The organism is Leeuwenhoekiella sp. H156 (assembly GCF_052218455.1).
In the GTDB taxonomy this organism is placed as follows: domain Bacteria; phylum Bacteroidota; class Bacteroidia; order Flavobacteriales; family Flavobacteriaceae; genus Leeuwenhoekiella; species Leeuwenhoekiella parthenopeia.
Genome location: NZ_CP197499.1, coordinates 3,510,231 through 3,531,518 on the forward strand (window position 1 = coordinate 3,510,231; position 21,288 = coordinate 3,531,518).

11 protein-coding genes are annotated in these 21,288 nt (G+C 42.0%); 8 read left to right on the top strand and 3 right to left on the bottom strand.

Features of this window, described 5'->3' with window-relative positions:
* Positions 1-86 precede the first annotated feature (86 nt).
* The 3 genes from ACSSS3_RS14870 to ACSSS3_RS14880 are packed head-to-tail and all read left to right on the top strand — an operon-like array spanning position 87 to position 5,830.
* Positions 87-1,169, top strand: coding sequence for an efflux RND transporter periplasmic adaptor subunit (locus tag ACSSS3_RS14870; RefSeq protein WP_442845289.1), 1,083 nt, complete (start codon positions 87-89; stop codon positions 1,167-1,169).
* A gap of 22 nt (positions 1,170-1,191) precedes the next feature.
* Positions 1,192-4,395: an efflux RND transporter permease subunit gene (locus ACSSS3_RS14875; protein WP_442845290.1), complete on the top strand. Its 3,204-nt coding sequence runs from the start codon at positions 1,192-1,194 to the stop codon at positions 4,393-4,395.
* The gene (locus ACSSS3_RS14880) at positions 4,385-5,830 is read left to right on the top strand and encodes a TolC family protein (RefSeq protein ID WP_442845291.1); all 1,446 of its coding nucleotides are present in this window, start codon (positions 4,385-4,387) and stop codon (positions 5,828-5,830) included. The genes ACSSS3_RS14875 and ACSSS3_RS14880 overlap by 11 nt, the downstream gene beginning before the upstream one ends.
* A gap of 788 nt (positions 5,831-6,618) precedes the next feature.
* Here the strand turns inward: ACSSS3_RS14880 and ACSSS3_RS14885 are convergent.
* Together ACSSS3_RS14885 and ACSSS3_RS14890 are read right to left on the bottom strand one after the other, a co-directional pair.
* The gene (locus tag ACSSS3_RS14885; RefSeq protein ID WP_442845292.1) at positions 6,619-10,305 is read right to left on the bottom strand and encodes a DUF7948 domain-containing protein; all 3,687 of its coding nucleotides are present in this window, start codon (positions 10,303-10,305) and stop codon (positions 6,619-6,621) included.
* 197 nt (positions 10,306-10,502) lie between these two features.
* Entirely contained in the window at positions 10,503-11,906 is a 1,404-nt protein-coding gene (locus ACSSS3_RS14890) for an RtcB family protein (protein WP_442845293.1), read from the bottom strand.
* 260 nt (positions 11,907-12,166) lie between these two features.
* Between ACSSS3_RS14890 and ACSSS3_RS14895 the strand changes: the two genes are divergently transcribed.
* A complete protein-coding gene (locus tag ACSSS3_RS14895; RefSeq protein WP_442845294.1) occupies positions 12,167-13,174 on the top strand; it encodes a helix-turn-helix transcriptional regulator in 1,008 nt (335 codons plus the stop codon).
* Between the two features lie 988 nt (positions 13,175-14,162).
* Here ACSSS3_RS14895 and ACSSS3_RS14900 read toward each other — a convergent pair.
* Positions 14,163-15,323: a hypothetical protein gene (locus ACSSS3_RS14900; protein ID WP_442845295.1), complete on the bottom strand. Its 1,161-nt coding sequence runs from the start codon at positions 15,321-15,323 to the stop codon at positions 14,163-14,165.
* 1,329 nt (positions 15,324-16,652) lie between these two features.
* Between ACSSS3_RS14900 and ACSSS3_RS14905 the strand changes: the two genes are divergently transcribed.
* The 4 genes from ACSSS3_RS14905 to ACSSS3_RS14920 are packed head-to-tail and all read left to right on the top strand — an operon-like array spanning position 16,653 to position 21,172.
* Complete coding sequence (locus tag ACSSS3_RS14905) at positions 16,653-17,150, top strand: hypothetical protein (RefSeq protein ID WP_442845296.1); 498 nt, start codon at positions 16,653-16,655, stop codon at positions 17,148-17,150.
* A gap of 2 nt (positions 17,151-17,152) precedes the next feature.
* Positions 17,153-18,418 carry a DUF4407 domain-containing protein gene (locus ACSSS3_RS14910; protein WP_442845297.1) on the top strand — a complete coding sequence of 422 codons (1,266 nt, stop codon included), beginning with the start codon at positions 17,153-17,155 and terminating at the stop codon, positions 18,416-18,418.
* Positions 18,415-19,317, top strand: coding sequence for a DUF4407 domain-containing protein (locus ACSSS3_RS14915; RefSeq protein ID WP_442845298.1), 903 nt, complete (start codon positions 18,415-18,417; stop codon positions 19,315-19,317). The genes ACSSS3_RS14910 and ACSSS3_RS14915 overlap by 4 nt, the downstream gene beginning before the upstream one ends.
* The gene (locus ACSSS3_RS14920; protein ID WP_442845299.1) at positions 19,304-21,172 is read left to right on the top strand and encodes a sulfite exporter TauE/SafE family protein; all 1,869 of its coding nucleotides are present in this window, start codon (positions 19,304-19,306) and stop codon (positions 21,170-21,172) included. Before ACSSS3_RS14915 ends, ACSSS3_RS14920 begins: the two co-directional genes overlap by 14 nt.
* The last annotated feature ends 116 nt before the right edge of the window (positions 21,173-21,288 follow it).

Genomic DNA, 21,288 nt, shown 5'->3' on the forward strand with positions numbered 1-21,288 from the left:
TAGCAGACCAGGCAGGGAATTCTGTGTCTTTTCCATCCCGGAAGAGCACCTCACATCAAATCATTTATCGTAAAACTAAAAATCTCATGAAAAAAATTCTCATGATGCTAGGCCTGGGTGCGCTTTTGTTGCACGTAAGCTGCAAATCTGAACACCACAAAGAAGAAGAAAAAACCACTTTTTTAGTCACCAACCCCATTAAACTGGATACGGTAGTCACCAAAGACTACGTGGCCCAAATACAATCAAGCCGCCACATTGAACTGCGTGCTCAGGAGCGCGGTTACCTTCAGAAAATATTTGTAGATGAAGGTCAGGCCGTTAAAAAAGGGCAGTTGCTGTTTCAAATTATGCCCAAATTGTATGAAGCCGAAATGCAAAAAGCAAAAGCCGAAGCGCGTTTCGCAGAGATTGAATATGAAAACACCAAAAAGCTTGCAGACAGCAATATTGTTGCGCCAAACGAACTGGCAATGGCCAAAGCCAAACTGCAAAAGGCTAATGCCGAATTGTCCCTGTCCCAGGTACATCTCGAGTTCACGCAGATCAGAGCACCCTTTGACGGTATCGTAGACCGCTTTCACGTACGACTGGGAAGTCTTGTAGATGAAGGCGAGTTGCTCACCAGTCTTTCAGATAATAACATTATGTGGGTCTATTATAATGTTCCCGAAGCCGAATATCTGGATTATCAGAGCAACTTGAAGTCTACCGATAAGCCCGAGGTAAAACTTTTGATGGCAAACAATGCCTATTTCAAATATCCCGGTATTGTTGAGACCATTGAAGCCGATTTCAATAACGAAACCGGAAACATTCCGTTTAGGGCGACGTTCCCAAATCCGGATGGTCTGCTGAGACACGGGGAAACCGGTAATGTGCACGTAACCATCCCACTGAAGGATGCGTTGATCATTCCGCAGAAATCAACCTTTGAGGTACTTGATAAAAAATATGTTTTTGTAATAACCGATGAAGGCATCGTGAAATCACGGGAAGTGCAGATCGCAAATGAAATGCCGCACCTGTACGCTATTGCTTCCGGTCTTGCTCCAAAGGATAAAATCCTGCTTGAAGGTCTAAGACTGGTTCGTGAAAATGAGCAGATAGCATTTGAGGTAAAAGATCCCAAATCGGTACTAACCGATTTAGAGCTGTACGCCGAGTAATCTCACCCCAAAAACACAAAACATGTTTAGTAAATTCATAAAACGACCTGTATTTGCGATCGTAATCTCGATTATGATTGTCTTTGTAGGTGCGTTATCTATAAAACAACTGCCTATTTCGCAGTTTCCGCAGATTGCCCCTACCACAGTAAACATCTTTATCGCCTATCCCGGTGCGAGTGCAGATGTACTGGTAAAATCAACACTTATCACCCTCGAAAATGCGATCAACGGGGTGCAGGATATGCGCTATATGGCTACCGATGCGACCAGTGCCGGTGAAGCCACCCTGCGTATCATTTTTGAACCCGGCGTTGACCCCAACGATGCGGTGGTTCGTGTGAAAACCCGGGTTGACCAGGTTATGCCGCTGCTGCCCGAACTGGTGCAGCGCGAAGGGGTGATCATTACGCCCATTCAGCCCAGTATGTTGATGTACGTAAACCTGTACTCCAAAGACAAGAGTATGGATGAAAAATTTCTCTACAACTATGCTGATGTAAAGATGATCCCGGAGATCAACCGTCTTAAAGGGATCGCGCGTTCACAGATTTTAGGTAGCCGTCGTTATGCGATGCGGGTTTGGTTAAACCCCGATCGTATGCGGGCTTATAATATTTCGGTGGAAGATGTAATGGAAGCCATGCAGGAACAGAGCGTGGTAGGTCGTCCCGGTCGTTTGGGACAGAGTTCGGGTATTGAAGCCCAGTCTTTAGAATATGTATTGACCTATAAAGGGCGTTTCAACGAGCCCGAAGAATACGAGAATATCATTTTAAGAGCTAATGCCGAAGGCGAAAGTATTCGTTTAAAAGATGTAGGTACCGTTGCGTTGGGTAGCGAATTCTTCGATATTTATTCCAATCAGGACGGGCATCCTTCCGCAGCGATTGTATTGAAACAAAACTACGGCAGTAACGCGAGTGAAGTTATTGAAGAGGTAAAGGAAAAACTGAAGGAACTGGAAGCCGATTTCCCTCCCGGAATGGAATACAGCATCAGTTATGACGTATCCAAATTCCTCGATTCTTCGATAGAGCAGGTGGTAGATACCCTGCGTGACGCGTTTATTCTGGTTGCCCTGGTGGTATTTATATTTTTGGGCGATTGGCGCTCTACACTGATCCCGATCATCGCAGTGCCGGTATCGCTTATCGGAGCCTTCTTTGTGATTCAGTTTTTTGGACTCTCAATTAACCTGGTGACGCTGTTTGCTTTGGTACTCGCCATCGGTATTGTGGTAGATGATGCGATTGTGGTGGTAGAGGCGGTGCACGCCAAGTTTGAGCAGTACCCAACGATTACGCCCTATCAGGCGGTGAAGCGGGTTTTGGGCGAAATCACCGGTGCGATTATCGCAATTACCGGGGTGATGGTTTCGGTATTCTTGCCCATTTCGTTTATGTCTGGCCCTGTGGGGACTTTCTACAGGCAGTTCTCGATCACGATGGCGAGTTCGATTGTTATTTCGGCATTGATCGCGTTGACGCTTACGCCGGTATTGTGTGCGATGTTGCTTAAAAACCACCATGCCAAACCGCATAAACAGAATATACTCACCCGTTCGCTTGACAAGTTCAACCATGTGTTTGACAAGCTCACCGGAAAGTATGTGGCTTTACTCCACCGAATTGTAAGCCTGAGATGGCTCACCTTTGCGGTACTTCTGGTCTTTTGTGCGGGAATTTACTGGCAGAGTCAGGTATTGCCTTCGGGCTTTATCCCCAGTGAAGATCAGGGTACCATTTACGCAATTATTCAGACGCCTCCCGGTGCGACTTTAGAGCGAACCAACAAGGTTTCTCAGGAGCTTCAGAAAATCTGTGAGGAGATTGAGGGCGTAGAGTCGGTTTCATCCCTTGCGGGTTATGAGATTATGACCGAAGGTCGCGGTTCTAACGCCGGTACCTGTTTGATCAACCTCAAACCCTGGCATGATCGGGATCACGACGTGAAAGAAATCATGGAAGAGCTCGAAGAAAAATCAAAAGGTCTGGGTGCGGTAATCGAGTTTTTTGAACCCCCTGCGATTCCCGGTTTTGGTTCATCAGGTGGTTTCTCCTTACGTCTTTTAGATAAAAACACAGAGACCGATTATCAGGATTTTGACAAAATAAACCAAAAGTTTCTTGACGATTTAAAAGCCCGTCCCGAATTGACCGGTCTGTTTACCTTTTTCGCAGCCAACTATCCCCAGTATGAACTCGAGGTAGACAACGATCTGGCCATGCAAAAAGGGGTGACCATTGGTAAGGCGATGGAGAATCTGGATATCATGATTGGTAGTACTTACGAGCAGGGTTTCATCAAGTTTAACCGCTTCTTTAAGGTTTATGTGCAATCTGACCCCCAGTATCGAAGATTGCCCAGCGATGTACTCAATATGTATGTGAAAAATGATGAGGGCGAGATGGTTCCGTATTCGGCGTTTATGAAGCTGAAAAAGACCCAGGGACCCAACGAGGTTACCCGGTACAATATGTACAATTCTGCCGCAATCAGAGGTTTGCCTGCAAAAGGTTATTCTACCGCAGATGCGATTGACGCGATCAAAGAAGTAGCCGCTACCAGTTTACCAAGAGGTTATGACATCGCCTGGGAAGGTTTGTCTTATGACGAGGCCGGCCGCGGTAATGAGTCGGTGTTCATATTCCTCATCGTACTGGTGTTTGTGTACTTTGTACTGGCAGCACAATACGAGAGTTTTATCATCCCGATGGCGGTAGTATTCTCGTTGCCTGTGGGAGTTTTTGGTTCGTTCTTTTTGCTGAAATTGATGGGACTCGAAAATGATATTTATGCACAAATCGGTCTTATCATGCTGGTGGGTCTGCTGGGTAAAAACGCGGTGCTTATCGTGGAATTTGCTGTGCTGAAACGTTCGGAAGGGGCCTCCATAATGGAAGCAGCTATAGAAGGAGCCCGGGTGCGTTTCAGACCTATTTTGATGACTTCGTTTGCCTTTATCGCCGGGTTGATCCCGCTTATTTTAGCAAGTGGAGCCGGAGCGATAGGTAACCATACCATCGGGGCTTCGGCTTTGGGAGGGATGCTGTTTGGAACTATTTTCGGGGTGATTATCGTTCCCGGTTTGTATTTCATTTTTGCTTCTCTTGCCGACGGGCGAAAACTCATCAGAGATGAAGAAGATCATTCGCTTACCGAAGGTTTCGTTCACGAAATAGACACATTCACAAAATCTGAAGATGATAATTATGATAAGTAATCGTTATAAATCCCTATACGTTCCCATCCTGCTTTTAATTTTAGCTTTTTCAAGCTGTAAAGCACCGGGACTGATAGAAAAAGACGTTGATCTGAGCGCGCTTCCGAAGCAATACGCCGGGAAAATGCAGCGCGATACGACCAATACTGCGCTTATAAACTGGAAGGCGTACTTTACCGATCCGTATTTGGCGAAGCTGATTGATTCTGCTTTGGTACACAATCAGGAACTGAATATGATGCTTCAGGAAATCGCGATTTCGAAGTCTGAAATTCGGGTCCGGAAAGGGGAATACCTGCCTTTTGTAGGTTTTGGCGCAGCCGCCGAAACTGAAAAAGTGGGTCGCTACACCAGTCAGGGAGCTAATGATGCCAATACTGAGATCAAAGAAGGTGTTGAATTTCCGGAGCCCTTGCCTAATTATAAATTTGGTCTTCAGGCGACCTGGGAATTGGATATCTGGGGTAAGTTACGCAATGCAAAAAAAGCGGCGGTACTCAATTACCTGTCCAGTGTTGAAGGTCGAAACTTTATGGTTACCCAGCTGGTAGGTGAGATCGCACAGTCGTACTACGAGCTGCTGGCGTTGGATAATCAGCTGGCAATCGTAAACCGAAACATTGAAATTCAGGGTAACGCCTTTCGAATTGTAAAACTTCAGAAGGAAGCGGCTAAAGCGACCGGACTGGCCGTAAGTAAGTTTGAAGCTGAAGTGCTTTCCACACGCAGTCTGCAGTATGAAATTCAGCAAAAAATTACCGAAACGGAAAACCGAATCAATTTTCTGGTAGGCCGTTTTCCACAACCTGTGGAGCGGACTGCGGTTTCATTTATGGACATCAGGCCCGCGATGCTAAACGCCGGTATTCCTGCCCAATTGCTTGAAAACCGAACCGATGTAAAACAGGCCGAACTCGCTTTACAAGCGGCTAAACTCGATGTTAAGGTTGCCAAGGCTCGGTTTTATCCTTCTCTGGGGATTTCGGCAGGAGTGGGTTTTGAAGCTTTTAAACCTCAATTTTTATTGAATTCGCCCGAGTCGCTGTTATACTCGATAGCAGGCGAACTCACCGCTCCGTTGATCAACCGGAATGAGATTAAAGCTGCCTATATAGGAGCCAATGCGAAGCAGGTTCAGGCGGTTTATGAGTATGAGCAAACCGTGTTGAATGCGTATATCGAAGTGGCCAATCAGCTGGCAAAAGTTTCCAATCTGGAGAAAAGTTATGATTTAAAGACGCAAGAGGTAGAAGCGCTTAACCGCTCGGTGGATATCGCGGGGCAGCTTTTTGGCTCTGCCCGTGCAGATTATATGGAAGTATTGATGACCCAGCGCGATGCTTTAGAATCCAATTTTGATTTGGTTGAGACCAAAGTCGCCCAGCTTAATGCCTATGTACAGTTGTATCAGGCACTAGGCGGTGGCTGGAACTAAAATTTGATTAGTGTTGAGGAGGTTGTTGACTTTTCACCCCTAAAAATAGAAGTCAATAAACCTGAACCGCCCGGATGTGATGTCCCGGGCGGTTTTTTTTGGCCTCATACCCAATCCTTCTCCATCCCGATAGCTATCGGGAGAGAAGGGAGCTTAACAGGTACTACTTATCGTATTTCTGATTTCGTATATCTACGTTGGTATTTTGTATTTGCAGAGCTCGGCTGCTGTGATTTCTCCCTGCGGTGGAAATGACCGCTTTCGTCACCTCGACGGTGGGAGAGGTCGCATCCTATTGTGATTTTTTCGTATTTCTACTTTCGTATTTATCACCCGGCTGATGCGATTTCTCCCTGCGGTCGAAATGACACGAGCTTTCAAAATTCAAAGTTGAAAATTCAAGGTTAATTTGTACTACTGATTTCGTATTTCCACTTTCGTATTTTGTATTTGCACCCGGCTGATGCGATTGCTCCCTGCGGTCGAAATGACTCGAGCATTCAAAATTCAAAGTTGAAAATTCAAGGTTAGTTTGTATTACTGATTTCGTATTTCCACTTTCGTTTTTGTATTTGCACCCGGCTGGTGCGATTTCTCCCTGCGGTCGAAATGACTCGAGCGTTCAAAATTCAAAGTTGAAAATTCAAGGGTCATAATTTAAGAACAGAGAACAGAGAACAGAGAACAGAGAACAGAGAACAAAGAACCGAGAACAAAGAACCGAGAACAAAGAACAAAGAACAAAGAACAAAGAACTCTGCATTCCACATTCCTAATTCTGAATTACATCAGCGTTTTAGCGTAAAGTGATTTTTATAAACGCGGCCATCACCCAGGTCAACGTGAAACCAGTAATCGTCTGCAGGTAGATTGCGGTCTGCAAAGCTGCCATCCCAGCCGGTTTCCTGAGGACTGAGCTCTTTGAGCAGTTTGCCGTAGCGGTCAAAAATGTAGATTTTGGCTTCGGGGAAGCCTGCCACACCTTCAATTTGCCAATAGTCATTAAAGCCATCGCCATTTGGGGTAAATACCTTCATATAATCTACCAGGATGACTTCTTCACTGGCAAAGCCACACCCGGCCTTATCCCGAACACGCGCCTCGTAAACGCCGCCTTTGATAAAGTCAAAGCGGTTGGAGTCCTGCCAGTTGCTGCCATCCAGACTGTATTCAAACTCCCCATCGCCGGTAGCGGTCACTTCTATAAAATTGTTGTCTGACCAGTCAGAAAAATCAACTTTGGTAATGGTGGGTGGTGCAGAGCGCTCCAGAGCAAAGGCATAGGTATTGGTGCACATGATGCCGTTTTGGATTTCGCCAATCGTAAGCCTGTAGCTGCCTTCCTGAGTCAGGTAAACTTCAGCTGTGGTTGAAATGATAGTACCTGTAGGGTCTTCCCATTCCCAGGAATCGAAAGTTTCCGGGCGGGAAAGTTGCAATCCCGGTTCGCTATCGCAGATGACAAAGGTATTGTCTATGCTGACCTGAGGGAGCGGGTTGACTTCCAAATCCAGATAGGTCTCGCTAAAGCAAAGCGCATTGGTTGCATTTTCAACCCGAATAGTGATACGCTGGGACCAGGCCGTGGTATTTTGAAATGCAGCCGTTAGTGGCCTGGTTAATTCCGCTCCGGTTTCATCGGTGTAGGTCACTGTGAGTCCGGCTTGAGAACCTGTGACTTCCTGTTCGAGATTGGTGAGGTCAAAGCTGGAATAGCCATTCCCGGCATCACAGGCAAAGCGGGTAGCGGGTTGGTTTATTTGGGGTTGGGCGGAGGTAATGAGGTTTAATGAAGTCTCGGCATAGCAACCCGACTGTATGTTACTTACCCGAAGGGTTAAAGTTTCAGTATTTGGATTTGTATTGGTGTAGGGATTGGGCAGCGGACTTGCCAGTGGGTTACCCGAAGCATCGTAATAGCTTACTTGCATTCCAGTTTGCCCGTTGAGCACCAGGGTTTCGATTTGTGAGGTGTCAAAGTATTCGGAAATGCCGTCGTTGTTATCGTCGCAACCGACGAGATCGGGGAGGTTGTTGGCCATGGGAGGCGGAGTTACATTTACCTGAAAGCTACGGGAATCTTCGCAACCTGTATCATTGGTTACAAAAACTAAGTAAGTACCTGATTGTTCTTGTGTGGCTTCGGTAATCACCGGGTTTTGAAGTGTACTAACAAAACCATCAGGGCCACTCCACCTATATGAGGTTCCTCCAGAAGCTGTTAAGATAATATCCTCACCAGGACAGAGGTTTGAAGTTCCGTTGACTGTGATTTCAGATTTACAATTAGAAAACTTTCCAATAAAATAGTCAGCTCCTAATGCTTGCGTTTGGTACGCATTTTCTGAAGCCATGGAGGTTGAGTAGTCTGCACTTCCAAAAACGTAGATAATATCATCAAATACATCTATATCACTAGCATAAGAACCAAAATCACCATAATAGGTTCCCCATAAACGATTACCAAACTGATCTAATTTTGCGAAGTAGGCTACAAAATCATCACCTGTTTCCTGATAGCTCCCAGGAGTACTGATATTATTTTTACTGGAAGTTCTACTTGCTAGGTAAATATTATTGTAGCTATCAATAGCTACCGAACAATTTACATTAGTTTCTCGTTCATCTCCTCCATAATAGGTACTCCATATCAAGTTGCCAGAATTGTTAAATTTTGCAAGAAAGTTATCGTAATCTCCAACCATAGTTGATTGATGAAGTGCATTGAAGGCAATACCCGTTAAATTTCCTGTACCTCCGGAAATTACTACATCGCCTAAATTATCTATAGCTACGTCAAACGCGTGATCATCATATTTATCGCCAAAATAAGTTCCCCATAATCTTTCTCCGTTAAGTGTAAACTTGACCAAAATAGCATCATCATATGGACTTTCGGATAATGTATTTTTAAAAGTACCGGATGTGGCAATGCCTTCGGAACTATTAGAATAACCTACCAAATAAAGATTTTGATCGCTACTAATCTCAATATTATGAAATATGTCTAAACTATTACCTCCATAATAAGTACCCCAAATTCTATTACCGTCAGGATTAAATTTGACGATAAAAGCATCTGTTGAATTACCATAAGCTGTTTTGCTAATTGTTGGTTTAAAGGTGTCTGGTGAGGCAATATTTTCCTGGCTATTAGTTACACCTGTAGCATAAATATTATTGTCATTATCTACAGTTACAGCAAATATCCTATCGTTTTGAACACCTCCGTAATACGTTGCCCATAAACGAACACCGGCATTATTTAATTTTACAATAAAACCATCCGCTCCATTACCTTCTTTAAACTCCTGGTGGGCATTTATAGTAGTGATGTTTGTATCACTATATGTTTCACCAACAGCGATTATGTTATTTTTGTTATCATATTTAATTGAATGGAAATAGCTTACAAGCATACCCCCATAGTAGGTACACCATTTTAAGTCACCGTCTTTATCAAATTTCATCATTAGACCTGTATTCCATACACTTCCAATAGTTGGCCAAAAGTGAAAAGTTTGGTGACTTCCTGATGTAGCCATATTATCGCTAGTTGTATTGCCTGCATATACTGTGTTACCATTTTCATCATGTGACATTTCCGCAAAGTCACTTCCATCAATATAGTCACCCCCAAAATACGTTCCCCATTCCCTTACCGGTGTAGGATCGATTATTAAAGGCTTTTTGTAATTAAATGGATGTGCAACTTCAAAACCAAAGGTGTTTGCAGCCAGTTGGGTGTAATTTACCTGAACTTCCTCTTCCGCCTTATTTTCCTGAATCCAGCTTTTGGGAATGGTTTCCTGTAAGATCCCCTGAGCTAGGCTGAGCTCAAGCCTGTTGTTTTTTAGGACTACGGGAGCGCCTGCAACCCGCATTTTGATATCGGCAAGATTGCTTCCAGGCTGTACTTTAAAATTGTATTCAACCGGTTTGCCCTGATCTTCCGGGATTATAAATTCCAGATCAATACCCTTATAGAGATTTTTATAAACGATACGTTGATAAAAGGGTACGTGGGTTATTCCTTCCTGACAATTAGGTACGTTGTAATAGTTGTAGTAGGCACTGCCCCGCTCGTACTCCTCAATTTTTAAATCTGTACTAGTATTTAAAAAATCAATGTCCACCCGATGAAACGAAAGACTTGTTTGTATACTGTCATGATGCTCAAACCGATTTTTAGGCTTGAATAATTTTTCAGTATGTTTTAACCAATTGAATGATGCGGGTAGTGTTTTTCGCTCATACACATCATAGGAAAAACCGGTGCTTCGTAACTGTACATTCAGCCCCCTGGTATTAAGCAGATAGCGTACCCGGTCATTAGACACTCCGTTCTGATCAACCACCTGCCCGTAGTTTTTGATAAAGCCCTTATCTGCTTTTTTTAACCCGGCATCGGGGTTTTGCTGGGCAATACCTGCAAGAGAGCAGTATAATAATAGGAAGAGTAGTTTTTGTTTCATACACCTGATAAGCAGGAATTAATCTGCGTAAAATACGTTTTTCCTTTAAATCTTAAAATTTTCTAAAATGAATTAACTAAAAATACAGGTCTCGACTAGTACGTCTATACGGTAGTGGATTTGCATCGCATTCTGAGTAGTTATAAACACAAAACGCCTTCTCCTATAATTGAGAAGGCGTTTTAAGAAGTACAGCGTTAAAAATTCTGACGTCTGTTTCTGCGTCTCTTCTTACGCCAGGGCGCGTTTTTTTGCCAGTCGCCGGCCATGATGCAGCCGTAGGGCAGTACCTCGTCGAGTACGGTGCCCAGGTTGTATTCCTGCATTTGCCCACGTACCGTGGCAGCCGGTTTGTAAGCGCTGGGCAGTTCGGAAATATCAATCTCGTTTGAGAAAAACCGGATGTCGAGACCGGCCGTTTCTGTTTTAAAGATCGCTTCATCGGCCTGCTCGGCCAGGTTACGCTTGTGCTGGCTGCGGCTCATGTTACGTCCGGCACCGTGAGGGGCAAAGCCCAGGTTACTTTCGGTGGTATCGCCTGCTACAATCAGCACGGGCTCGGCCATATTCAAAGGAATCAAACGAGGCCCCGTAATATCGGGCATAAATTTGCTGTCGAGCGGGGTCGCCCCTTTAGCATGGTAAAAGGTGTTTCCGTCTTTAAAGACAAAGTTATGCTCGTTCCAAAACCGGTTTTCGACGCCTGCGCCCAACTTTTCGGCTACGCCCTCATGAATAAGCGTATGGTTGAGTTTGGTCCATTCCCTGATGATTTGCAGGGCTTCCCAGTAATCCTGACCTTCTTCGGTATCGAAGGGAATCCAGGCGTTTTGCTTCAGGGTTTCGGGCGAAAGCAGTTGTCTAAAGCGTTCTGCAATCGTCATCCCTTTGGTGTACAAACGCGCTCCGGGTCCGCGGGAACCGTGATGGGTGATCATCATGGTGTTACCGGTGGCTGCAGAAGTACCCACAAACAGGAAGTGGTTGCCGTCACCCTGAGTACCCAGATGCTCCCGGGCTACAGAGATGGACTTTTCGTCAAACAGAAACTCGTTGGTTTTAAAAGCCTCCAGCAAAGCTTCGGGAAGTTGAAACTGCTGTCCGCGGGGTCTGCCTCCGGGCCCAAAGTGGGTGCTGGCGTACGCTGCATCGAGCACGGCTTTAGGATTTGCCGTTCCAAAGTCGGTCAACATCACCGAGCAGCAAATGTCTGCACTGTGCATTCCGGGGTGGATGGCGTTATGAGTAGCCACCACACCACCTACGGGAATGGTCCCTTCGGGACCTGCGGGGCAGGCGTCTGGCATTACCGCACCATCAAGGACGGTAGGGGTGCGCATCACCGCATCCATAGTCGCTTTTACTTTAGCCACATTATCTACTTCCAGTTCATTCTCGGCAGCGATGTTTAAGCTATACGCAACCGGCTGGTCGAACAGCCCTACAGGATCGGGAAGTTTAAATTGCTCCAGGTAGGCTTCCAGCTCTGCTTTAGAAAGTCGGTTGTTGTTGATGTGTTCGAGCGCACGACGGTACCATTTTGCAGGAGGGTATCCCATGGCTTTTAGATCGTGACCGCTAATGTGTGTAAAGTTTTCCATTGTATTCATTTTTTTGGCACCAACCCGGTGCTTGAGTTTGAGTTCCGGTTCAAAATTGTAAAACCCATTTTGGTTGAACCTTTTTAAATGGCTCTTAGGGCCTTTATTAAGCCCCGCCAACTCCTCGTTTGGCGGGGCACTACCTGAACCGTGATTCCAAAGACAGGGTTCGTTGTTTTACCCTACAAATATGCACGCACTACTACGCAACCTTTTTGCGTAGTCAATTAATTAATCTATTTTTCCTGAAAATTTCGCCTATGGCCATTACCAAAAACGCTCTGATCAGATACAAAACCATCGATAAATGCCTGCAGAATCCCTATCGCAACTGGACGCTTCAAGATCTGATGGAAGCCTGTAGCGATGCGCTTTACGAGTTTGAAGGCCGGGATGTGAATGTGAGCAAGCGCACGGTGCAACTCGACCTGCAGGTGATGCGCAGCGATAAGCTGGGGTATAGTGCCCCGATTGAAGTTTATGAACGCAAGTACTACCGGTATAGCGATCCCAATTATACGATTACCGATATTCCGCTGACGGAAACCGATATGAACGTACTTTCAGAAACGATGAATATGCTGAAGCAGTTTCAGGATTTTTCGTTGTTTGCGGAATTTAAAGGGATTCTCAACAAGCTGGAGGATAAGATCTATACCGAAAAAAACCACAAGCAGGCCATTATTCACCTGGATAAGAATACCGACCTTAAAGGACTGCAATGGCTTGACGAACTCTATCAGGCCATTCTGAAAGAAGTGGTGCTGAAGGTGATGTACCAGTCGTTTAAGGCGCAATATCCTTCTGAATTTATTTTTCATCCGCATTTGCTGAAGGAGTACAACAACCGCTGGTTTTTAATAGGGCGAAAGACCGAAAGCGATCGGGTGCTGACCTTTGCCCTAGACCGGATTTTGGGTATTGATTACGATTTTAAAACCGACTATATACCTATAGGCTATGATGCCGATACGCATTATGCGCATACCATTGGGGTGACGGTCATTGAGGGCCGGCCTCAGGAAGTGAAATTTAAGGTAGACCGGTATAACGCACCCTATGTGGAAACCAAACCCTTCCACAGTTCGCAGCAACTTCTGGAACGCCATGCCGATGGCAGTGTGAGCTTTAGTATGCAGGTACACCACAACTTTGAACTGGAGCGTTTGCTTTTGGGATTTGGGGATAGCCTGGAGGTATTAAAACCGAAACTTTTAAGACGGAATATCAAGCGGAAGCTGAGCAGTGCGGCGGGGTTGTATTTGTGATTATTATTATTATTTGCTATTGCTATTGTTATTTCTGGTTGCAGGTAAGAAGTTGACCCTTCGATACGATGCTCCTTTGTCGCATCACTCAGGGTCCCGAAAATCAGAAATCAGAAATACGAAAACAGTAGGCAGTCACAGTTTGCAGTTAGCAGTCATTTCGAAGGAGCCCAAGCGACTGAGAAATCACATCTGATAGGTTCAAAATTTAAGAACATAGAACAGCCTGATAAATACGAAATTAGAAATACGAAATACGAAATAACTCTGAACTCAGCACTCAGCATTCTGAATTACCAAAGCGTTGGCTGAGTGAATTTTGCGCAGCGTAGCGTAGTGAAATTTGTATCGAAGCCATAGCTTGTAGGTTGAGCCTTCGATACGATGCTCCTTTGTCGCATCACTCAGGGTTCCGAAAATCAGAAATCAGAAATTAGAAATACGAAAACAGTAAGCAGTCTCAGTGGGCAGTTATATGAATTCAAGGTTCAAAGTTTAAAATAACTCCGGACTCTGCATTTAGCATTCATCATTAGCAAACAGTCATTTCGATGGAGCCAGAGCGAATGAGAAATCACATCTGTTAGGTTCTAAATTTAAGAACAAAGAACAAAGAACAAAGAACAAAGAACAAAGAACAGCCTGATAAATACGAAATTAGAAATACGAAATAACTCTACACTCTGCATTCAGGATTACCAAAGCGTTGGCTGAGTGAATTTTGCGCAGCATAGCGCAGTGAAATTTGTATCGAAGCCAAAGCTTGTAGGTTGACCCTTCGATACGATGCTCCTTAGGTCGCATCACTCCCCGTCCCGAAAATCAGAAATTAGAAATACGAAATACGAAATACGAAATCAGTAGGCGCCTATATGAATTCAAGGTTCAAAGTTTAAAGTTCAAAATAACACAGAACTCTACATTTAGCATTGGTAAATAGTTATTTCGAAGGTGCCAGAGCACTATTGAAGTATAGTAATAAGAATTTTTAATTCAGAAATTTACCAAACGCCTTACCCACGCTTATTCCAAGATAATGTTGTTTATTAAACTCGCGCCATTGGAGCTCGAAGGCTATGCTTGATTCTCCGTCTTTGTTTTTAAGATTCAGGGGAATGCCCAATTTCCAGTTTAGCGCATCATAGCCATTCCAAAAGTTTTGTTCTATTGCGGCACTAAGGCCAACAAGTTCATTTACCAAAAATGCTCCTTCAGCTTTTACCTGGCCAGACGTAAACTCTTCGTAATTACCATAATAATAAGTGTCTGTTTGGGTAAGCGCGGGTTGTTCTTCTGGAGATACGTCAAAAGTGGTAAATGTTCGTTTTTTTACCGTCTTAGTTAGAATGTTGTTGTTTTGATATATTCGTGATGAGATCGAGGCGCTAAAGGATATATTTTTAAACTTAAAAAATGCATTCCCACTGATTGACGCATCCCAGGCCTCAAACTGATGCTTAGATAGCATACTGGCATTTGGTGTATTTGTAAAGGTTTTGGAGCTTTTGGTTAGTGGAATATACCCTTGAATCGTAAACCAATATTTCCGCATGTAAACGTAGAGGTCGTTTTTAAGAATGTATTCAGCCTCCTGGGAAGCTATTAATTCCAGAATTTCCTTATCTGTAATTGACTTGGCTTCGAGCGTTTCAAGAACCTGATTTTTAATGGCTTTTTCTCTGTAGTCTTTTAAAATGGTACGTAAGTTTTGATCAGCATTCTTACTAAGCGTACCGGGTACAAACCAGGTGATTTTAATTTGAGCGCCAATATTTTCTGCCCAAATTGAATCTTTAAAGTTGTAAAAAGAACCGGATGGTTCGCCTTTTAATTTTAAACCCGCAGATGCTATAAAACTTTGATAGCTGGTTTTAGAAAAACGGGGGTCAAAATTACCCATTAAACTGAATGAATTATCCTCGTCGTCTAAAATAAAACTGAGGCGTTGGGTACTTATTTTGGCACTTGGGAGGAATTGATTTAATACGTCTCCTATGAGAATATTGAGGGTTTTGTTATGTATAAAACCTGGGTTAATGATCTGATATTCATAACTTTTAAAAATTGAATCAATTTTAGCTCTGGGAGTCCTGTTCTGAGCAAAACATAAAAACGGCAGGAGCAAAATAAAGTAAACAGAATTTTTCATGGTTCCGGGATTTAGTTATATGTAAAGCAATCTAATATAGACTTCCATAACAATACCTAGTAATGGGTATATTTCTTTCAATGTGGTAAGAGTATCAATCAGTTGAGGCATATACTATTTAGTCATTTCGAAGGAGCCCGAGCGACTGAGAAATAACATCTGGGTAATTCAAAATTTAAGAACATAGAACAACCTGATAAATACGAAATACAAAATAACTCAGCACTCTGCATTCAGCATTACCAAAGCGTTGGCTGAGTGAATTTTGCGCAGCGTAGCGCAGTGAAATTTGTATCGAAGCCAGAGCTTGTAGGTTGACCCTTCGATACGATGCTCCTTAGGTCCCATCACTCCCGGTCCTTTAATACGAAATTGGAAATACGGAATACAAAATAACTCCCAACTCATCACTCTGCACTCCGCATTCAGAATTAGCCAGCAGTCTCAGTGGGCAGTTATATGAATTCAAGGTTCAAAGTTTAAAGTTCAAAATAACTCCGGACTCTGCATTTAGCATTCATCATTAGCAAACAGTCATTTCGAAGGAGCCAGAGCGACTGAGAAATCACATCTGGGTGGTTTAAAATTCAAGGTTTAAAGTTCAAAATTACATCGATCCCCGGCCCTTTCTTCGATACGATGTTATTTGGCTCGCATCACTCAGGAGAGCCCTTCAAAGGAAGGGGGAAGTTTTTAGTAAGTATAAAATTCCTCCCTTGACTCCTTTCTTGTAGTCGGAGGTAGGTTAGGAGGGATGTTTCCGTGCAGGACTCATCACTTTGCACTCCGCATTCAGAACTAGCAAGCAGTTTCAGTGGGCAGTTTTCAGAATGAAGCGTTAAGAATTCTGAGTGTGGAGTTTCTTTTAAGATGCCAAATAACTCATAACTCTGCACTCCGCATTCAGCATTTTAAAATAAACTCACTTCACCTCCTGAATACTCACCAGTCTATACGCGTTGTCCCAAACCGTGATCAGTTTTAGATCGTAGGTGCGCCAGGGGCCTGTTTCTTTGGAACGCACTTTATACTCCAGCGGATAGGTCGCATAAAACTCGCCGTTGCTTTGGGGTGTGATGCTAAAGCGATCCCAGTCTATAGTGGTTTCGGAATACGAATACTGCTTTCAGTAGGTTTTATTTTTTCTCAGCGGTTTTAGAACGCTGCTTATTGGCTGAACAGATAAAGAGGTATTTCATTGTAAAATCATAGACTACAATTTTACCTCAAAACGCCTTTTCTAGACAAGAAATTTACCTTTTTTACGGAATTCTGTAAAAACCAGAAAGTAGCATACTTTATTTTAGTAGTCGATTCCTATTAAAGCTTATGAAGCTCAGATTTATACAACGATTCTTACTGGGGCTTTTTAGTCCACGATTCATATCTGTCAATCTTTATGGAATACGCAAACATTCTGGTCAATTATACAGGGTACACCTAAAAGCTCTTGGGGCTTATAAACTTAAAATAAATGATTGCCCGGTGAAGTGGCAGGATGTTTATTTGTGTAGTTGCTATAAGAATACAGATTATATAAAATTTGAATTAAATGGGATCATCACGAAACGCACGCATTTTGAAAGCGTTAAGTCTACTCCTCTAAAAACCAATAGGGTTAATGTACCTCTTGCTTCTGTAAATAATGCATTTACTTCTAAGATAATCATTGCACAATCACAATTGGTTCAGAAAGACATTCATTGTAAGCTAGACTCTTTAATGAAAGTTAAAGGCACTGAATATAGTCTTGAGCATAAAACTTTGAAGCAGCATAAAGTGTATCAACAAATAGCCCACAACTATTCACTAACCAATCTTTCTTAAATATGGAAAAACCATTAACCTATCAGCCTTCCAAACCCTCTAAAATAATGAAGTTGTTTTGGAAAGCAGCCGGAGGAGATGCATTCATTCTCTCTCAAGCAACTTACAGTGATCAAATTAAATATTTCTGTCTGGGAGGTATCGTAGTTGCAACAGCAATTATGGCCGGGCTAAGCGGCGGTTATGCTTTTTATACCATTTTTAGACCTAAAGACATTACCGAAAATCAATATGTAGAAACAGGTTTTACTACCGCAAACCAGGCTATAGAAAATACTTCAGCAATACAGGAGGTTACAGATATACCAACCGTTTTAACTGCTATTTTATTTGGTATAATTTGGGGCCTCATAATTTATAATATAGATCGGTTTATTGTAACAAGTACGGGAAAGGGTGATGGTACAGAAGCGATTACCTGGGGCGAACTCAAGGGAGCCTTACCTCGATTGATCATGGGAATAATAATCGCGGTATCTATTTCCAAACCATTAGAGATTCGGATTTTAAAAGGCGAAATCGATAGGCATTTGAGTTCAATTCAAAAGGATTTTTATAAAAATGAAATTGAAAAAGTCAAAGAGGCAGATAAAGCGACTTTGGTACAGCTGGATAGCGATATTGCTAGCTATACAGAAAGATTAAACGAGTATCAGGATGATTATGATAGACTACAGGAAAAAATTGAGTATGAAAATTCAAATGGAGGGTGTAGAGGAAAATGTGATGAATTCAAAAGGCAGCAGGCAAAGATTCAAGAAAAAATAAATGAAATTAAAGGGGATCTTAGTTATCAAAGTCTTCTTGATGAACGGAAAAATCTATTAGCTGATGAGAAGGATAAATTTAAAGATATTGAGAAGGAAGCTAAATTACTTGACGGACTGGCAATACGAATAGGTTTAGCCGAAGAAGAATATCCGGCGGTATCGTGGTTTTTAACGCTTCTATTTTTAGCCATCGAGTTAACGCCCATATTTTTTAAACTGATGCTGATCAAATCTCCCTATGATTATATGTCTGATAATTACAAACAGCTGGAACTGGCAGAAAATGGTATTTATGTAGAAGAGGATTATTATGAAGATAAGGAGGGTATTCAGCGTGAACTGGTTAGATATCTGGCGGCTGAAAAGCATATCAATGAGAAGAAAGAGTTTCTGGATGCTCAGTTGCGTATTACCAAATATGCTATTGAAAAATTTGAGGAGCAGGAGAAGAAAAAAATCGATGAAAATCCAGAAAGCTTTATATCCTATGAGTCATGAGCAAGCTCATCAACAACTCCATACTATGGTGGTTTGCAGGTGTAGATCCTTATATACTAAGCCAGTGTAGTTCTAAAATCGGTTTTAGGTTTGGACTCATAGGTTTACTTGTGTTAGTAATTAGTATTTCTTCAACGCTAAGTATAGCTTATGGTATCGATCAAATACTTGATTCTGCCGTTGCTGATTTTTTAGTTGGTGCCTATTGTGGTCTATTTATTCTGATCCTTTATCTGTTTTTATTACATACGTTAAGTCGAAATGTATTACCTGAGGCAAAGGATTCTAAAACTGGCAAACGAATATCCTTTCTGATTCGAATCTTATTTTTGATAGCATTAGGATATTTAGTTGCCCAACCCATAAATACTCTAATTTTCAAGTCCTATCTAAAAAATGAAATAACACACTACAAAGACCTGGAATTAAAAAAATACGAGCGTCATTTTGATTTTCAGAACAAGGATGAATTGGCGTTATTTCAAAAGGAACAGGATAGAAATAATTACTTTATTCAAAAAGTGATCATTTTAAATACGCTTTTTTATTTAGACCGTTCTGACCAAAGACCTGTGGATTATCTTATGGTAAGTCTATCTCTTTTGGTCTCTATAGGTATTATTTCTTTATTTATTACCCCAGTGTTCCTCAAAAGATTTATAAGTATCTCCTCAAATTATTACAAGGTTAAACGAAGAATTCATACTAAAGTCATTGATCAGCATCACACAACATTTGTAAAAGAGTATAATGCCATACTTAGCGGCTTTAGTTCTGATACGAATTACCGTTATAAAACAGCATTTCTTGATCCGCCTTATAATACAATACTAAAGCCCAGACCGGAAGAACGAAATAAGGATGAATTTTTAAAGTGGTTACTGGATGAAGGTCATTGAAAAAATTATTCCGTATGAGGACTATAACTACGTTGAAGGTTTTCTCCAGTTTAAAGCATACGGCAGGAAATCTGCTGCAACAGTACACAGCGAGTTATTTGACATCAAAAGTATTGCCGGAGTGGAATTACATGTTACTCAGAAGTATCTTGCACCTGAAATACCACCTACCATTAATAAAAATAAAGTTTCGACACTTACGCTGCCGGAAGAAATACTGACTTTCGTTGATAATGATTTTAGTAAGCCATACCGGCTGAAATATGATGAAATTATTATTGATGATGCTTATGTAGATAAATTGGGTAATATCACAGGTAAACGCTTTAACAGTACAAAAGCGGGTAACGAGCTCAGCTCTACCATAAGGGTTAAAGCCTTTGGTTTGATTAAAATACCCAAAGAACGTATTGAGCAGGATTATTTATTTGAAATACACACAGCCAGTTATGGTTTAGGAAAAATAGAATTAAATCCAAAAAAGGAATTTTATAGAGCAGGGGAGCGGGTAGTGGTAAAAGCTGTTCCAGATGCATACCAGGACTTTCTCGGATGGGGAGAGGCCTATAAAAATTATCCTCAGGAATTTGAATTGGAAGTTCAGGAAGATCATTTTATTGAGGCTGATTTTACAGACTACATAGTAGATATTGGTGTTGAAGATAGAGGCTTAAATAATAGAGGTCTACAAAAGGGTAATAATATAGGTGGTACTGCTAAGCGAGATGGTTTAAAGGGAGCCTATGTGGAATTAGTTAAGAGGGGCTCTGAATCTTTTGAAAAAGCAAAGGATTACTGGGATAATACCCATATTAAAAGCAACAGACTCAATTATGAGGCTACTGGCTGCTGGGATATTATAGGAGGAATATTTACGGCAATCATAGGTATTTACATACTGATGTTATTAATTTTCCTATTTGGTAAATGGTTTATTGTCTTAGCTCTAGCTGGGGTAGGCTTTTGGCTCTTATCCTATCTTCCCCGGTTCATCACCCGTATTTTATCTACGTTTTGGAGATTGATGCAATGGATGCTGGGAGTAGTAGTTGGCTTATTTTTAATTGTAGGTATATTAAAATTTGCAGAAAACGCATCATCTTTTCAAAATAGAAAAGCAGAATCAGGCCGTATTGCACCTCCTATAGTTGAAGAAGCTACAGAGTTCACAGAGAAAATCTATTCACACCGCTTAAACTGGAACGATTATCAGGATAATAGCTACACGGCAACACTTTCAATACCCGGCAGCGAAGTTATTGCAGCGTCACAATTGCGAAACAGCATTCCCGAAATAACCACTTTAAATGAATATGACAACCTGCTTCTAAGACTTAGTCAGGAGGCTTCTGTAAATTCTTACAATCTTGTAATTCCTGAACTTCATAGGATACGGGAAACTAAAAAGCTTAATCCGGTGGAGTACGCCAATATGATTGTAAGTATGGTTCAAAGTATACCCTATTACGTTATTATTTCAAACACCTGCAATCCGTTTTCGTATCAGGATCCATTTTTAAGGGATTTATTGTCAACCAGCCCGTGTGAGCCAAATGTTAAACACGGAATTAAAGCACCTGCCGAATTCCTAATGAATCTTAAGGGAGATTGCGATACGCGAACTTTATTTCTTTACGGTCTTCTCAAGCAGGAAGGTTATGATGTAGTTATATTCGGCAGTGAAAAATACAAGCATTCTGTTTTAGGAATCAACCTTCCTATTCTTGCACCAAATTATAAGTGGGTCAACAACACAAAATATTATTTATGGGAGACTACCAATACCGGTTTCAAACCCGGATATATACAACCAACTATGAGTAATACCTCGTTTTGGAACCTAAATCTCAATTAAACTCAGTATTATGTTTTACATCAGCATTTTAACCTTCGTATTTTATTTAGTCCTTATTTATATCGGAAATAGAATTATTCTTAAAAAGTACAGCAATGAGGCATTTCTAAACAAAG

What these genes read in the sequence shown, in the direction of transcription:
- ACSSS3_RS14905 (WP_442845296.1), top strand. Translation starts at nt 16,653, where the DNA reads ATGAAGCTCAGATTTATACAACGATTCTTACTGGGGCTTTTTAGTCCA.
- ACSSS3_RS14900 (WP_442845295.1), bottom strand. Translation starts at nt 15,323, where the DNA reads ATGAAAAATTCTGTTTACTTTATTTTGCTCCTGCCGTTTTTATGTTTT.
- ACSSS3_RS14875 (WP_442845290.1), top strand. Translation starts at nt 1,192, where the DNA reads ATGTTTAGTAAATTCATAAAACGACCTGTATTTGCGATCGTAATCTCG.
- ACSSS3_RS14880 (WP_442845291.1), top strand. Translation starts at nt 4,385, where the DNA reads ATGATAAGTAATCGTTATAAATCCCTATACGTTCCCATCCTGCTTTTA.
- ACSSS3_RS14915 (WP_442845298.1), top strand. Translation starts at nt 18,415, where the DNA reads ATGAGCAAGCTCATCAACAACTCCATACTATGGTGGTTTGCAGGTGTA.
- ACSSS3_RS14910 (WP_442845297.1), top strand. Translation starts at nt 17,153, where the DNA reads ATGGAAAAACCATTAACCTATCAGCCTTCCAAACCCTCTAAAATAATG.
- ACSSS3_RS14895 (WP_442845294.1), top strand. Translation starts at nt 12,167, where the DNA reads ATGGCCATTACCAAAAACGCTCTGATCAGATACAAAACCATCGATAAA.
- ACSSS3_RS14885 (WP_442845292.1), bottom strand. Translation starts at nt 10,305, where the DNA reads ATGAAACAAAAACTACTCTTCCTATTATTATACTGCTCTCTTGCAGGT.
- ACSSS3_RS14870 (WP_442845289.1), top strand. Translation starts at nt 87, where the DNA reads ATGAAAAAAATTCTCATGATGCTAGGCCTGGGTGCGCTTTTGTTGCAC.
- ACSSS3_RS14920 (WP_442845299.1), top strand. Translation starts at nt 19,304, where the DNA reads ATGAAGGTCATTGAAAAAATTATTCCGTATGAGGACTATAACTACGTT.
- ACSSS3_RS14890 (WP_442845293.1), bottom strand. Translation starts at nt 11,906, where the DNA reads ATGGAAAACTTTACACACATTAGCGGTCACGATCTAAAAGCCATGGGA.